The 14999-nt window shown below is 61.7% G+C and carries 10 protein-coding genes; 4 read left to right on the forward strand and 6 right to left on the reverse strand.

Annotation, left to right across the window (positions count from 1 at the left end):
* Window positions 1-427: 427 nt before the first annotated feature.
* Window positions 428-949 carry a pyridoxamine 5'-phosphate oxidase family protein gene (locus EYW47_RS15450; RefSeq protein ID WP_133195686.1) on the reverse strand — a complete coding sequence of 174 codons (522 nt, stop codon included), beginning with the start codon at window positions 947-949 and terminating at the stop codon, window positions 428-430.
* A 32-nt stretch (window positions 950-981) separates the two neighbouring features.
* Complete coding sequence (locus EYW47_RS15455; protein ID WP_133195687.1) at window positions 982-1821, reverse strand: intradiol ring-cleavage dioxygenase; 840 nt, start codon at window positions 1819-1821, stop codon at window positions 982-984.
* A 268-nt stretch (window positions 1822-2089) separates the two neighbouring features.
* Between EYW47_RS15455 and EYW47_RS15460 the strand changes: the two genes are divergently transcribed.
* Window positions 2090-2554, forward strand: coding sequence for an SET domain-containing protein (locus EYW47_RS15460; RefSeq protein ID WP_133195688.1), 465 nt, complete (start codon window positions 2090-2092; stop codon window positions 2552-2554).
* A 219-nt stretch (window positions 2555-2773) separates the two neighbouring features.
* Here the strand turns inward: EYW47_RS15460 and EYW47_RS15465 are convergent, their stop codons facing one another.
* Window positions 2774-4153: a replication initiation protein gene (locus EYW47_RS15465; protein WP_133195689.1), complete on the reverse strand. Its 1380-nt coding sequence runs from the start codon at window positions 4151-4153 to the stop codon at window positions 2774-2776.
* A gap of 1343 nt (window positions 4154-5496) precedes the next feature.
* Between EYW47_RS15465 and EYW47_RS15470 the strand changes: the two genes are divergently transcribed.
* Entirely contained in the window at window positions 5497-6705 is a 1209-nt protein-coding gene (locus EYW47_RS15470) for an AAA family ATPase (RefSeq protein ID WP_133195690.1), read from the forward strand.
* The gene (locus tag EYW47_RS15475; RefSeq protein ID WP_133195691.1) at window positions 6702-7703 is read left to right on the forward strand and encodes a ParB/RepB/Spo0J family partition protein; all 1002 of its coding nucleotides are present in this window, start codon (window positions 6702-6704) and stop codon (window positions 7701-7703) included. Before EYW47_RS15470 ends, EYW47_RS15475 begins: the two co-directional genes overlap by 4 nt.
* 3364 nt (window positions 7704-11067) lie before the next feature.
* Here the strand turns inward: EYW47_RS15475 and EYW47_RS15480 are convergent.
* The 3 genes from EYW47_RS15480 to EYW47_RS15490 all read right to left on the reverse strand — a co-directional run bounded on the left by EYW47_RS15480 (window position 11068) and on the right by EYW47_RS15490 (window position 13961).
* Complete coding sequence (locus EYW47_RS15480) at window positions 11068-11658, reverse strand: flavin reductase family protein (RefSeq protein ID WP_133195692.1); 591 nt, start codon at window positions 11656-11658, stop codon at window positions 11068-11070.
* A gap of 99 nt (window positions 11659-11757) precedes the next feature.
* A complete protein-coding gene (zapE, locus tag EYW47_RS15485) occupies window positions 11758-12846 on the reverse strand; it encodes a cell division protein ZapE (RefSeq protein WP_133195693.1) in 1089 nt (362 codons plus the stop codon).
* 182 nt (window positions 12847-13028) lie between these two features.
* Window positions 13029-13961, reverse strand: coding sequence for a LysR family transcriptional regulator (locus tag EYW47_RS15490; RefSeq protein ID WP_133195694.1), 933 nt, complete (start codon window positions 13959-13961; stop codon window positions 13029-13031).
* Window positions 13962-14200: 239 nt separating this feature from the next.
* Here EYW47_RS15490 and EYW47_RS15495 point away from each other — a divergent pair, with 239 nt between their 5' ends.
* On the forward strand, window positions 14201-14974 hold the full coding sequence (locus EYW47_RS15495; RefSeq protein ID WP_133195695.1) for a putative hydro-lyase: 774 nt from the start codon (window positions 14201-14203) through the stop codon (window positions 14972-14974).
* Window positions 14975-14999: the final 25 nt, after the last annotated feature.

Raw genomic sequence — 14999 nt, forward strand, 5'->3', positions numbered from 1 at the left:
GCGGGATTATTATTAATATTTACAAAAAATCACAAATTTGCATTGTTGCGTTATTCGGTTTTATTTATTGCCTGTTTTATCGCGTTGAGTGCCTGAAGGCCGGAAGCGCGTGCCCGCCGCATCGATCTGGTGCGCGCCAAATAGCACGCCTGCGCCGACCCTATCTGCGAACGGAAACGGCGAAGAGAATGGATGGAGATTGCAGCACAGCGTTTGCCTTTGAACAGGCGAACGCCGAATCGAATTTCGGCGGATTATAAATTCAGCGACAGATTCGTAGCCGTTGCACCAGCGCAATGCTTTATTTCCGGAAAGAGGAAAATCCGGGTATCGAAGATCACAACAATCTGTTGCAAGCGAGGCGTGTAATCAGGGCAATAAACCCTGCTTGCTAAAGCAGAGGACGATTCGCGCTCCAATCGACGCACTAAAGATGCGTGCGCAACATCGCAATCTGCTCGCGCCAGCGCGCGAGCACCTTCTCGCGCTCGTGCAAGCGGAACGTCACGCCGCTCAGCACCTCCGCATACTTCGCTCGATGCACGTCCACGCGCTCGATACGCAGGCGGAACACACTGAGGTCGAGCGCCGTCTGATGCTCGGCGACCAGGCTCGCGCGCGCGCGTATCTCCAGCACCGCGCCATCGTGAACCAGCGTCAGCGTGAGGCGCGCGTCGCGCAGCATGTTCTGCGCGGTGTGCGAGCGAGGCCACATCGCGACGAGCAGGTTCTGCGCGTCGACCGCCAGGACTTCGCCCACGCTCAATTGCGCGCCATGCGGCCAGCCATCGGCGCTCACGGTCGAGAGACGCATGGCCTCGTCGGCATGCGCCTCGAGGTGCTCGCCGTCCAGCGCGCTCACGAGTGCGGGTGGCAACGCGCAAGCGTCGTCTTGCTCGCCTGAGTGCTTGCCCTCTTGCGCGGGGTTGCGAGTATCGCTTCGATGCATCGGGTTCTCCTTGGGCACGTGCCGTCACGCCATCATTGCGGCGTCAGCACGAAATCGAACTGCGAGCGCCATTGGGTCTCGCCCCCTTCTACGCGCTCATAGCGCGCAATGAGGCGCTCCTTCACGCCGAACACCGCGTCCGAGCCGAGCCACGCATCGTCGCCGACGAACGTATGCGTGACCACCTTCTGAAAACCCGGCGCGGTGATGAGAAAGTGCATATGCGCCGGGCGCCAGGGATGCCGGCCGAGTTGCTCGAGCATCTGGCCGACCGGCCCGTCGTGAGGAATCGGATACGAGACCGGCTTGACGCCGGCAAAGCGGTAGCGGCCATCGGCGCCCGTCGTGAAGATGCCGCGATTGTTCCAGCGCGGTTGTTCGGCGGGCTGCTGCACGTCGTAGTAGCCATCGGCGTTGTCGCACCAGACATCGATACGCGCCCCCGCCACCGGATTGCCCTCGAGATCCTTCACGCTGCCTTCGAACAGACAACTCTCGCCCTTGCCATCGAGCGAAATGCAGTCGCCCATTGCGCGCTCCGGCGCGCCTTGCACATGAAACGGGCCGAACACGGTGTTTTCCGTGGCGCTTTGCGGACGGCGATTGTTGATGGCGTCGACGAGCATCGAGAAGCCCAGCGTATCGCTCAGCAGGATGAACTCCTGGCGCTCGCGCGAGCACAGTTGACCGGTGCGCGTGAGGAAGTCGATGGCAAATTCCCATTCGCGCTGCGTCAGTTGCACCTCTTTCGCGAACGCATGCAAATGGCGCACGAGCGCGGCCATGACCTCCCGCAGACGCGGATCGCTCTGCTCGCCCATGCGTGCATTGACCGCCTCGGCGGAAGCGGCTTCAGTGAAAAAGGTGCTCATGTTCCGGCCCTCCCTAGCGCGATTGAAGTGACGCGCGCAAGCGCCACGTCAATCTACCGCAACGCGCGCGACGAGGGAATCGCGCGACGGCGCCTGTAAAAGGACGCTGGGATAGCGCTGCAACGAAGCACGCGCGAGCGGCTTGCCGCAAAGACGCAAGCGGGTGGCAACGCGCGTCGGGTCGAGCGCTCACGACGCGGTATTCGCCGACATTTTTCAGGCTTATACTCGGCGTCTTCCCGTCCCCCACTGCGCCATTTCAACGACTATGAAACGTGTGACAGTCCGGCAATCGCCGGTGCATGGCAAAGGCGTATTCGCGCTGCTTCCGTTGCGCGCCGGGGAACGCATCTTCGAGTACAAGGGGATGGTGACCACGTGGCGCGAGGCGGCGCGCTGGAATGCGCGGCGCAACGACTCGGGCCATACGTTTTTGTTCGGCCTCTCCGACGGGCGCGTGATCGATGGCGGGCGCGGCGGCAACGGCGCACGCTGGCTCAATCATGCGTGTGCCGCGAACTGCGAGGCGATCGAGGACGGTACGCGCGTGTTCATCGAGGCGATCCGCGATATCGCGCCCGGCGAGGAGCTCTTCATCGACTACGCGCTCGAGATCGATGAGCAAGCGCAAAGCGACGCGCAGCGCGACTATGCCTGCCGCTGCGGCGCCCCACTCTGCCGCGGCACCATGCTGGGCAAACTGGCCGCGGATGCGCTCGTGCTCGCGGTGTGACGCGCGCGCCGGGCGCGCGATTTGATCAGGATTCCGATTGAGTTGTGCGGCTGCAGGGTTGCGGCCCCGGCATTGGAAACCGTGCCCGGATCAGCCGGGCGGGTTATCCACAGTTTTCGTGGACAAGCTTGTGGATACTCCCTGGGACGAAGCGCCTAAGTCATTGATCCGGCGTCAACATTTCCGCCTGCACGGGTCCGAAAGACGTCCAGGCATAAGTCACGCGGCGCTTTGCTTGAGCTTGCCGTACACGAACTGCCCGAAATACCACGACAGATCGGAGTGGCTGAGGATATTGGCGTCCGACAACGCGCCGGCTTCCAGCTTCAGGCGGCGCAGCATGAGCTTGCCGGCCTGCGAGGCAATGTACAGGCGCACGAGCTCCTTGCGGGTCTTCTCGTCGGCGGATTGGAAGTGCTCGCGTCCGCGCAGGACTTCGTCGTTGCGGCGCGTGCGCGCCTCTTCGTCGCGCGCGGCGATGCTCTGCTTCACGGCCGTGCCGGCCTCGGCCTTCGCCGTTTCCTCGGCGCTCGCGGCGACGGCCCGCTCGGTCTGGATCGCGACCATCTTGCGCTCGGCCTCCGACACCTGCCAGTTGTGGCTCAACGCCTTCATGAGATAGCCGGCCGGGCTCCTGGTGACCTTGCCCTGGTCAAGGCGAAAGCGCGTGTACTCGATGGCCTGCTGGATCCGTTCGTCGGTCCAGCTCATGCGATGCTCGGCAATGACGTCGAACTGCTTGTTGCTCAGGCCGAACTCTTCCTTGAGCGTGAGCAGCAGGTCGTGAGCGTCGGGCTGCCGGCTGAGCATGGCGGCAACCGTATCCTTGCGCTTCAGCCGAAAGCGGATCTTGTTGATCTTGCGCGAGGTTTCGGAATCGGCACGCGTTTCGTAGCTCAAGTCGATGTCCGAGAGCTCGTTGATCTGACGCACGGCCGGGTCGAGATACTTCGGCCGGAAATGCTTGAACTCCGATGCGCTCGAACCGAGCTTGCCGGGCCAGCGGCGCATGACGTCGAGCTCGATCCACTCCGTGAAGCCGGTGTTCACGTACGGCAGCACGTAGTCGTAGATCGCGCGCGCGAAAGTCTGCGAGAAGGCGGCGGTGATGCACAGGTTGAGCCAGTGATGCTTGTCCGGGCCGGTGATGTGACGCAGCATCAGCGGCGGGATGCGAAACTGGATGCGCCCCTTGCCGATCTTGACGCTGCCCATCAGCTGCTCGGAAATCCACTGGTCCTCTTCGCTGGGCGCACGGTCGGGCGGCGTGTCCGTCACCTCGATGAGCACCCGCTGCGCCTCCTTGATCACGCTCTGCAGATGGCGCACGTTGCGGCTCTCGTAGCGCATGAGCCACTTGAAGTAATTCAGGTCGACGTCGTAGATCTCGCGCGGCAGCGGTTCCTGGGCGGCGATGAAGTAGGCGGCGTCGATAAAGCGCCGCGACGACAGGCCAAGGCCGTTGATCGCAACGAAAACGTTGTTGCGCTGAAAGCCGATCTCTCTCGTGCTCTCGCTGATGGGCTGGCCGGACATCTCCTCAAACAACCCGAGCGACATCTGCTGGGTGGTCGTCCTGCGTGCGCTGTCCTCCGACATTCGCGTGCTCTCCGTCGATATTGGCCGCGACTCTATCACTCCGCTAACACATGTCAACACAATAAACGTTACCTCGAAAGGCGCGCGTTGACGGGTCCGCACAAAAAACGTGCCGAATTGCACATAGACCTCTCCATTGCCAGCACAAAAATCGGCACCTCTTCGCACATAAACCGATGCCTCTTGCACATAGACCGGTGCTTTTCGAGTCCAAGTCCTTGAAGACAAAGGATTTGGAAGCGCACGTTAGTGGGTTTGTGGGTTTTTTATGTTTAAGTAAACAAACCAACCGCGTACAACAAAGACGCTTCGCGCGAAATTTCACGCCAATCGCCTACGGGAACGCAGGTGAATTTCTTGCGACGAAGTGGATGGATAGCCCTGCAGACGAGAGATTGACGTGCGAATAGCATGGGATCCGCGTTGCCGTCGGGCGCTTCGGCAGGCACGCATCCGTCGCCAAGGGCAACGTTTTATGTGCGAAGGGACGCCGCTACGGTAACGGTTTGTGTGTGGAGCATCGCATCAAGGCTCGGGAGGGCGAATTTCTCGCGCCCGACGCGCTGTCGGTAACGGTTTTTGTGCGTGCTTATGGCTTCGGGTTGGAGGTAGAGGTTTTTGTGCAGCGTGGCCGGGTTTTCCCTGGGGTAACGTTTTATGTGCGGGAGCGATCGAGGATGCGCCCGGACGTGCTGAGAGGCCCCGAAGCAGCGAACGGTAACGGTTTTTGTGCGCGGTTTTGACTGTTTTGCGTGCTGAACCTGCCCAAGGGCACAACTTTCACAGTTTTGCGGCGCCGCGCCAGTGGCGGCGGGTCTGGCAGAGCTCGACGATGGTCACGGTTTTTGTGCAATTCCGCGGTTTGGCAGCTCACCTCCCTCGACGGGCAGGATCAGGTAACGGTTTTTGTGCCGATTATTGGCCGTCGAGTCGTGGAAGCGCGCGTGGGTGCACAAATTCCGTTACCGTCGAATCTGATATCGATTACATCATTTCGTGGATTAGCGAAAGTGCACAAAAATCGTGACCTTCGCGGGTTCCACTCGCGTGCCCGGATTCGCGCGCGAGGTCGTGAAGGCTGAATGAATGGCAACGCGTGTGATCTGACGGGAGATACCGGGGTCAAATTGCCTAAAAAATGAGCAGATCGACGGAAATGGCCTTAATAGGCGCATAGGCGGCCTGGCGGGCGGATGAAGGCCTGAGGGTGGACCGAATGCTCCGAGGCCGTCATAGCGCAAATAAAAAGGTCGATTTTTTTAAAAATCGATCTCAATGAGTGTGTTTCGATACGCTTTTCCTGTATTCTACGCTTTGTCCAAATTCCGATAAAAAGCGTATTAATGGCAAAAACTATCGAATTTCCATCGATTGACCGGCGCGTGGACCTTTCAGCGGTCACGCAGTTTGCAGAGGAAGCCGGTCATCTGTCAGAAGAACTTCGGGAAATGATGCTGGCGCCCAAGCCGCGGAAGATGGCGCCCACCTTCACGTCCGCGCAAGTCGCCGAACTGTGCGGCATCGACCGAATCAAGCTCAACAATCTGCTCGCCACGCGCGAGGGCTTGCCGCAAGGCGAGGCGCAGGGATCGGGGCGCAGCCGGGTGTTTACCTTGCCTGAAGCGCGCACCTGGGTCCAGCAGGTTTCGGATGTTTATCAGACGCCGCTCCATACGGGTGTGCGCGACGCCGACGGCAAGGTGATTCTCGTCGCTAACTTCAAGGGCGGCTCGACCAAGACCACCACGACGATGTGCCTCGCGCAAGGTCTGACGCTGCGCGGCCGGCGCGTGCTGCTCATCGACCTCGACCCGCAGGCATCGCTCACCGAGCTTTGCGGTCTCTACGCGGAAAAGGAAGTGACCGAGGACAGCACGGTCCTGCCGTTCATTTACGATCCGCAAATGGAAGGCGGTCTGCTGAATTTCGTGCAGCCGACCTATTGGGACGGGCTCGACGTCATTCCGGCACACCCCACGCTGTTCTCGGCGGAATTTCATATTCCCGGCACGGTCATCAAGAATCCCGGCTTCAAGTTCTGGGACTTGCTGCGCCAGGGCATCCAGTCGCTGCGCCAGCACTACGACTACATCATTCTCGATACCGCGCCGTCGCTGTCGTACCTCACGATCAACGCCCTGATGGCCGCCGACGCGATGGTCATGCCGCTGGTTCCGGAGAGCCTCGACTTCATCAGCTCGGTTTCCTTCTGGAGTCTGTTCTCCGATCTCGCCCATACGATCATGGAGCGCGGCGACGAAAAGACCTACGACTTCGTCTCGGTGCTGCTGTCGAAGGTGGACTACGGCAAGACGTCATCGGCGCCAGTCGTTCGATCGTGGGTGCAACGCACCTACAAGGATTGGGTCAGCGCCGTGGAAGTGCCGGCAAGCTCCGCGATGAGCAACGGCGCGCTGGCGATGGCCACCGTGTTCGATATCAGCAAGGGCGACCTTGCCGACAAGACGGTGGCGCGCGTCCGACAGCCGCTGACAGATTACGTGCGCTGGATCGATGACCTTTATGTTGAGCAATGGAGGGCCGGGAAATGAGTTCATTTCGCGACAAGATGGCGGCCAAGACCGCCGAGCTCGGCTCGGCTTCCGAGCGCCAGACGACGGAGCGGACTGAACGGCCCGCGCCCGCAGTAGCGGAATCGCGCCGCAGCAGCGCGTTCAAGACCGGCCCGGGGATGCTGGGCGCGCTGGCCGTGGCCCAGCAGCGTATCCAGGAACTCGAAAACACGAGCGACAAGCTCATGCTTCCGGTAAGCGCGATTCAACCCAACCCCTGGCAGCCGCGCAAGATCTTCAGCGACGAAGGTCTGGCATCACTGGCCGAATCGATTCGTGAAGTGGGGCTGGTGGAGCCCGTCGTCGTGCGGCGTTCCGACAACGGCTACCAGTTGATCGCCGGCGAGCGGCGCCTGCGCGCGCACGTTCTCCTGCATGAGGAGGAGATTCGCGCATCGGTGATCGATTGCTCGGATCAGGATATGGCCGTGCTCGCGCTGGTCGAGAACGTGGGGCGCGAGGATCTGACCGACTATGAAATCGGCCAGTCGCTGCGCCGCGCGGAGCGGGAGTTTCCGACGCGCACGCGTATGGCGGAGGCGCTGGGCATGTCGCGCAAGGGGTTGTATCGCTTTCTCGCGTTCGAGAAGCTTCCCGACTTTATCCGTCGCGACCTCGATCTGAATCCCCGGCTGCTCGGCGGATCGGCGGCGGACGAGATCGTTTCGTCGATCAAGAAGCATGGTGCACACGGACTGAAGGCGGCGCGCGAGCTTTGGCCGGCAGTCGTGGCCGGGACGCTGGATCAAGGGAAACTGGCCGCGGCGATTGGCGCGCAGTCGGACCGCGGCGACAGCGAGCAGAGCGTTTCGGAGCGCAGTATCGAGAAGATTTTCTCGGGCAAGAGCCACGCGGGCAGCATCACGAAGGATACGAATAGCTTCACCGTGAAGCTGAAGACCGGCGTGCTTTCGGATGCGCAGGAGACGCAGATTCGTGAGCTCATCAGTCAGTTGTTCAATGTGAAGCCTGGCTGAGAATGAGTTCAGGTTGTCAGATGGTTGCCGAGAGCCCGCGTATGCGGGCTTTTTTTTCGTCACGAGATTTCGCGTGTGTCGAGTCGACACACTGGAGGGCGGGGTGGTTGAGGGGCTGGTGGAGTGGGGCGGTGGGCGATTGAGTGCTGTGTCGAGTCGACACATCGCGCCCTGGAGTTGCGTAGCCAGTCTGGTGTCCACGGGAGTGTGTGTCGAGTCGACACATAGATTGGGATGCGGCTCAGGCGCGGCAGTGCTTGGTGGCGGCGTGAGCGGGCGGAGGTGCGGCTGGTTTTCTCGGCACTGTGTGCTCGCGGTACGGTGCACGGTGTGGATGTGTCGAGTCGACACACAGGCTTCGTAGCGGTTCACGCAGCGCTGGGTCGGAAGTTGCGTACGGGCACGCTGTGCGGTTGGGTTCTCGCGGGACTGGTTGTGTCGACTCGACACAACTGCCAGGCAACAGTTAAAGCGCGAGCTTCAATCCTGTAGCGGATGATGCGTGTCGCGGAGTGAGGACAAACGATAGCTTGCCCCTTTGTGGTTCGAATCCCCTTGCGTTACTTGAGTGTCGAATGCTTCGCCGGGGGAAGGTATCTGGTGTGTCGACTCGACACACCAGGCTCGGTGGGTGGCCGTTGAGTGTGGCGTGAGCCGAGACGTGTGTCGAGTCGACACATTGATCATGAGGCGTTTCAGGCAAACGCTCTGCAGCACAATTGGCGAACCGGTGGAACTCGGCAACGAGGACAAGGGGTAAGGAGGGGGGAGATTCGAATCCGACACGCGACTCAAACGTCGGGTACCTGACGCGGGCAAAAAGCGGTGTGTCGAGTCGACACATCAGAGTCGAGTGGCGGGCGTGCAATCCGGCGTAGCCAAAGTCGAGAGGCGAGCGTTCAATCCCGCGTAGGCAGGAGCGTGTGTCGAGTCGACACACTGGTCATACGGAGTTCGGCGTAGGCGCTCTATCGTGCCGTCGGCGACGCGTGGAGCATAGTAACGACGGTAACGTGCTCCACGAGCGGAGATTCAAACCCGACGCGCTGCTCGAGCATCAGATACTCGGCCAGGAAAGCCAGCCGGTGTGTCGAGTCGACACACAAGATGCTGACGTCGGCCGTTCAATCTGACGCGGGCAAGGGTGTGTGTCGACTCGACACAGCAAGCAGTCAAGCCGCGACAACTTCCTCTTCTCGCGAAGACAGGCTCAACGAAGCGCGCTCGGATCTCCAACTCTCTCCATCTCGCGTGCCCGCACATCTACCAGGAGAATCGGCTACGTGGAACATGCAAGATCTGTGTCGACTCGACACACCGCCGCAAGACGATCAAGCAATCGGGCCTGCGCGCAAGCACATGCCTTCATTGTCCCGGTCAGCGATTGAGGTGTCATGCAGGGAAATTGGAACTTGGTTCGCGTGCAGTCCTGCTATCAGAATCTCCTTCACCGCGAGCGTGTGTCGACTCGACACACTGCGGGGCAGGAGCGGAGCGCACGCCCGATTGGGTCGCTCAATTGCTCCCACCGGGCAGTGCCTCCTCACAATGGCTTGGCTACGGGGGGAAGGCGGCGACGTGGATGTCCTTGGGATGTGGATGCCGGCGAGCCACTTCGACCGACACGCTCCGTAGTGTGTCGAGTCGACACACTACGGAGCGGTCATGAAGCACTCACCAGAACGGGGCGCTCAATTTCCCATAACGGCTAGTGCCGACGCTCTATGGCCAGTCTGCAGGACGACGACAGCAGGACGAACCTCCAGGGGATATGGATGCCGCCCGCGCCACTTCGACCGACACGACGCAGTGTGTCGACTCGACACACTGCGTCAAGCAGGAAGGCGATGACCTTCAGATCATACGATCCCGGATCGGTACGTGACCACGTTGGATGAAGGGGGAGGGCGGCGCGCTGCGGATGGGCAACGTCGCTGGACGACGCGCCACATAGGGTCACGCCGGCCGTCTAGTGATCGACCCTTGGCCATGGTCGCCGGACCCCGACGCATTGTCGCCAATCAGTCGCGGTGCGAGCCGGACCGGCGTGCAATACGTGTGGCCACCATGGAGTTCGCAGTCTTTGAGTTAGCTACAGGACTTTCGTTTAATCCAGACTGCGAGCCCGTTGCCGCGATTTACCGCGAACGTGTGAGTCGAATCTCGCGCCAACGCGAAAGAGAGTGGCGCTCGCAATGATCGGCAACTCTGTCAGCGCGCGTGTATGCAGGTCAGGTTAAGCAGATGCGGTCGGACCGTCCCTGGTTCTCACCATGCAATGAGCCGAGTGTCGCAGCTCAGGAGAATGGGAGCACATGAGCTTCCGGATACCGTGTCTCGACCGCGACTAACAGCAATACGACTGACACCCGGCTGAGATCTCGCACGTCGCGCACAGCGACATCCCATCGCTCGAACAGCCTCGATCCAAGGGAGCGTACTCTGCCCTACGCCTCCGACAATTGACCGCGGTGACTCAGTCGCGGCTAGGGCTACTTGACCCACATTGTCACGGGTGCCTGGTGTGATCCCCTCGGTGCGACCGCCTCAATCGCTCGCCGGCACATCGTGCCATCGGAGTCATGCGGACGTTCATCCATGGGCGCTGATTAGATGCCAGTCGCAGCATGGGTGCTATTCGCACGCGAAGGGCAGGGGCGTTGTATCAGGGCTAGAGTCCAATATCAGTCAGATGGAATCACGCGAACTGCGCCTCGCCAGCCGTATCTCGTCGGCGTAGAGGAAATCAAATAACGCAACTAACTGTCAAATCAAGCAAGAGAGCTCGAAGCGGCTCGAAAACACATTCCCCATAGTGCGAGCGGCATGCGCTAGCCGCCGAAGTCGGAGTGGGTAGCTCACGGAGCATGAATAGACGCGAGCCCTCAGCCGCCAACGCATCGACGAACGGAAACAAAAGCGCATCACCTCAGGCTAGCGAACTGCAACCCGCCACTGCCGAGGGAAAATGAATGGCCGCGGCCGCGGCCGTGACCGTAACCGTGGCCGTAACCGAAGCCGTCCGAGCAACGATTCCACAGCGCAGACGCCGAAGCATTCCCGCTCCGGCGCACTCAAAATCCGGGGTTCCGTGAAACATTCGGTGAAAATCGAAGAAATCGTCGGAACCCTTGTGCCACCGGCCTTTGCGCGCATCGAAATCGCTCCGGAACCCCAATGTTCCACGGGCAAATGCGTTTTCGGACCCTAAAACTGCCACCAACGCCGCATTCACCCACCAAACAGGCGAAATTTCCCTTGGACGTATTTATCGATACGTATTCTGTAATCTATAGAACGCCCAGCCACGCACAACCCGCAGACACGCTCCTTCCGCCGAGCGCGCATGGCAACGGCGCGCGTCCTATTCAGCAAGCTCCCGCGCCTTCACCGCATCGCTGGCCAAAGCAAAATTCCCCGCGCCGAGATGATGGATCGTATGCAGGTCGCGGTTGCTGTCATCGAAGACCCAGTGCCCTCGATCGAACACGCGCGGATCCGCCGCCGCCGAGACCACTTCGCAGAAACACGTGTCATAGGCGTCTTCGGTGTGCCGCTCGGGAATGAGCCGGCATTCCATCCAGGCGGCGCAGCCCGCTTCGAGCAGCGGCACGCCGAGCACCGGACCTTTGATGGCATCGATACCGAAGCGCTCGAACTTGTCCGCGTCGCGTCCGCTGATGCTGCCGACCGCATAGGTCAGATCCATCGCCGCGGCACCCGGCACGCAGATGCCGAAAGTCCCGCTCGCATGAATGAGCTCGCGCGTGAAGGTCTTCTTGTCGATGACGATTGCGATGCGCGGCGGCGTGAATTCCACCGGCATCGACCACGCGGCGGCCATCACGTTGTGACGCGCGCCGTCCGAACTCGTGACGAGCACCGTCGGACCGTGATTGACGAGGCGGCTCGCATGTTCGAGCGCAACGGGTTTGAAGCGGGAGAGGGTTTCCATCGTGCGGTCTGTCCGTATCGTGTCGAAGTTCGACGGACTGTACAACAGATGGAAAGAATCTGCGGATAGCGTCAGCCGTCCGCTTGTGCGCGCGTAGCGCTAGCCAGGCGCCTCATCCGGGGGCGCGGCCAGATGCTTGCGCACGAGGCCGATCGCATAGCCGTGCGACTGCATCTCGGCAAGCCGGCTCGTGGTGCGCGAGACATCGTGCGCGCCATCGAGGCCGACGAGCGCCGCGCGAATCGGCTGATCGGAGGCGATGAACAGCGCATGCTTGCGGTCGTAAAGAATATCGACCAGCCACACGAAGCGCTGCAGCACATCGCGGCGCTTGAGCATCTCCGTTTCGAGGCGGTCGACGATCACGCCGCGCCAGCGTTCGGCGAGCGCGAGGTAGTCGAGGTGCGAGCGCGCCGCGCCGCACAGCGCGTCGAAGTCGACCCAAACCAGTTGCGTGCCCGCTGCCGTGACGGGCAGCGATCGTCCGGCCACTTCCGCCGTTGCCGGGTGCACGTCCGCATGCGCCTCGTATGCGCCAAAGAGCGCCCGCAGCGGTTCGCGCGTGCCATCGAGCGGCGCGAAAAAACGCGGCTCGGCCGCTGTCGTATCTGCGGCATGGTTGTGTTCGCGGTAATCGCGCTCACCATCGAAAGCGACAATTTCGAAATGCTGCTCGATGCGTTCGATCGTCGGCTCGAAGCGTTCGTGAAACTCGGGGTCGGGCAGCAGATTGCGCGGACCGTAATTCGAAGTGAGCACGATGCGCGTGCCGCATGCGAGCGCCGTCTCCAGGAAGCGGCCCATCAGAAACGCATCGGCGATGTCGTGCACATGGAATTCGTCGAAGTAGAGCAGATCGACGTCCTTCAGCCACGCGCGCGCAACGTCGCCGAGGCGATCGTCGCTTTTGGGCGCCTGCACGAGCAGGCGGTTCACGTCGCGAATGAACTGATGAAAATGGATGCGTCGCTTCGCGCACGTGGCGAGCGCATAGACCGTATCGACGATCAGGCTCTTGCCGCGCCCGGGCAGGCCGTGGCAGTACACGCCTCGCCAGGCGCGCTGTCTCGTGCTCGTGTGTTCACTGTCGAGCAACAAGCACAGCGCGTCGATCGCCCGCTGCTGGCTCTCGTCCGCGACGATACCTTGTGTGGCGAGTGCGCGGGCGACAGAGGACGGGTCGATCATGCGGCAACGAATGATTGGGAGTACGACGGGAAGGGCAAGCGGTGCACGGGACAGCATGCATCATGACGCAAGTTTAACAGGGCGCTTACTTGCGCCGCCGGCACGCGTTCATGCCCCAATGGCTACGCCAGCCCCTGCGCGCCACGACTCGCAGACGTAGCCACGCTTTCACCACGCGATCCTCACAGCCGTTCGATCAGCCGCGCATCGCCGTGATCGCAATACGCGTGGCATGCGGCGCGCGCGGCGTTTGCCGCGCCATGCACGAACAGCGGTGCATCGCTGCGTCGCGACATGGAGACCACGATGGACGGCGGCGAAGGCTGCAGCGGCAGCTCGACCAATTCACCGCGCGCGACGAAGTCATCGACGAAAAGGCGCGGGATCGCAGCCACTCCGAAGCCGTCGCGCACGAGCTGCACGATGACCGAAATCGACGGCGACCCGGTAATGCGCGTCTCGGAGAGCGGCACGCCGTTGGCGAGCGCCAGCTTGCTGACGATGTCCTCCATCGCGCGGTGCGGCGCGGTTCCGCGCCCGAAGGTGAGAATCGGCTGCCGCAGCACGCGCTTGGCCAGTCCGCTGCGCGAAAGCGGCAGCAGACCCGCGCGCGCGATCCAGTGCACGGGATAGTTGGCGAGCGCGTCACATACTACGGATTCCTCATCACTGCCTTCCACGCGCACGATCAGGTCGAGTTCGCCCGCCATCAAGCGCCGTTGCAGCACGACGCTCACGTCCACGGCGAGTTCCACTTCGAGCTGCGGATAGTCGCTCGCGAGCCGCCGCATGTAGTCGGCGAGCCAACTGTGCACCACGGTCTCGATCACGCCCAGGCGCAGCTTGCCGCGCATCGCGCCTTCGTTGGACGCGGCGGCCTGCAGCTGGCGTGTTGCCTCGACTACCGCCTTCGCGTAGCCGAGCAGATATTCGCCGTTCGGCGTGAGCCGGAACTCGCGGCTTTCGCGCTCGACGAGCACCGTCTGCAATTCGTCTTCGAGTGCCTTCAGGCGCTGCGAAATGGCCGCGGGTGTGGCGTGCAGCGCGGTGGCCGTCGTGCGGAAGCTGCGCAGTCTGGCGAGCGTGACGAAGGTTTCAAGAAAGCGTGTGTTCATGGCGCGAGGCGTGTGAAGGGGCGCTTGAATAAAGACCACGTGACCCGGGAAAACCCGCGTTTTCGTTAAGAAATTCTATTCATCGAAGCCAAAAAAAACTAGTTGGCGTCAAATTTTCTTTTTTTCTATGCTTCGCTCTAACGGTGCACGACTTGCAACGCACCCCAGGCAACACCCCATGCCGACGCGGTTTTCGACCCGACGCCCATTCACGCCACACACCCAAAACGCCTGAAATCATGACCCCGTTCGAATTCCGCCAGGCCGTCCGTCACCACGATTTTCGTGGCCCGACCGCTGGCCATTGCGGCGAGTACGCCCAAGCCAATCTCGCGATTCTGCCCGCCGCGTATGCGCACGATTTCCTGCGCTTTTGCCAGGCAAATCCCAAGCCGTGTCCGCTGCTCGGCGTGGGCGAGCCGGGCGATTTCCGCGTGCCGATGCTGGGCCGCGACATCGATATCCGCACCGACGTGCCCGCCTATAACGTCTACCGCGACGGCGCACTCAGCGAGTGCCGGGAATCGATCGAGGCCTTGTGGCAAGACGATTTCGTGGTGTTTGCCATTGGCTGTTCGTTCTCGTTCGAGCACATGCTCACGCTCGAGGGCATCGGCTTGCGCCACGTGGAAGAAGGCCGCAATGTGCCGATGTACCGCACGAACATCGCGAACCGCCGCGCCGGCGTGTTCGGCGGCGAACTGGTCGTCTCGATGCGCCCGATGCGCGGCGCCGACGCGATCCGCGCCGTGCAGATCACGAGCCGCTTTCCGGGCGTGCATGGCGCGCCCGTGCATATCGGCGATGCTGCGGAGCTCGGCATCGCCGACCTCGCGCGCCCCGAGTTCGGCGACGCGGTGACGATCCGACCCGGCGAGCTGCCCGTCTACTGGGCGTGCGGCGTGACGCCCCAAACCGCGCTGATGGCCGCGAAGCTGCCGGTCGCCATCGCACACGCGCCGGGCCACATGCTGATGACCGATATCACGAATGCATCGCTCGCGGTGTTCTGAACCGGGCGGCGCCCCATTTTTTCAT

The organism is Paraburkholderia silviterrae (genome assembly GCF_004353915.1).
In the GTDB taxonomy this organism is placed as follows: domain Bacteria; phylum Pseudomonadota; class Gammaproteobacteria; order Burkholderiales; family Burkholderiaceae; genus Paraburkholderia; species Paraburkholderia silviterrae.

Bases quoted from the DNA above. Each gene is read 5' to 3' on its own strand.
- EYW47_RS15450 (WP_133195686.1), bottom strand. From the start codon at position 949: ATGCATCGAAGCGATACTCGCAACCCCGCGCAAGAGGGCAAGCACTCA.
- EYW47_RS15455 (WP_133195687.1), bottom strand. From the start codon at position 1,821: ATGAGCACCTTTTTCACTGAAGCCGCTTCCGCCGAGGCGGTCAATGCA.
- EYW47_RS15460 (WP_133195688.1), top strand. From the start codon at position 2,090: ATGAAACGTGTGACAGTCCGGCAATCGCCGGTGCATGGCAAAGGCGTA.
- EYW47_RS15465 (WP_133195689.1), bottom strand. From the start codon at position 4,153: ATGTCGGAGGACAGCGCACGCAGGACGACCACCCAGCAGATGTCGCTC.
- EYW47_RS15470 (WP_133195690.1), top strand. From the start codon at position 5,497: ATGGCAAAAACTATCGAATTTCCATCGATTGACCGGCGCGTGGACCTT.
- EYW47_RS15475 (WP_133195691.1), top strand. From the start codon at position 6,702: ATGAGTTCATTTCGCGACAAGATGGCGGCCAAGACCGCCGAGCTCGGC.
- EYW47_RS15480 (WP_133195692.1), bottom strand. From the start codon at position 11,658: ATGGAAACCCTCTCCCGCTTCAAACCCGTTGCGCTCGAACATGCGAGC.
- zapE (WP_133195693.1), bottom strand. From the start codon at position 12,846: ATGATCGACCCGTCCTCTGTCGCCCGCGCACTCGCCACACAAGGTATC.
- EYW47_RS15490 (WP_133195694.1), bottom strand. From the start codon at position 13,961: ATGAACACACGCTTTCTTGAAACCTTCGTCACGCTCGCCAGACTGCGC.
- EYW47_RS15495 (WP_133195695.1), top strand. From the start codon at position 14,201: ATGACCCCGTTCGAATTCCGCCAGGCCGTCCGTCACCACGATTTTCGT.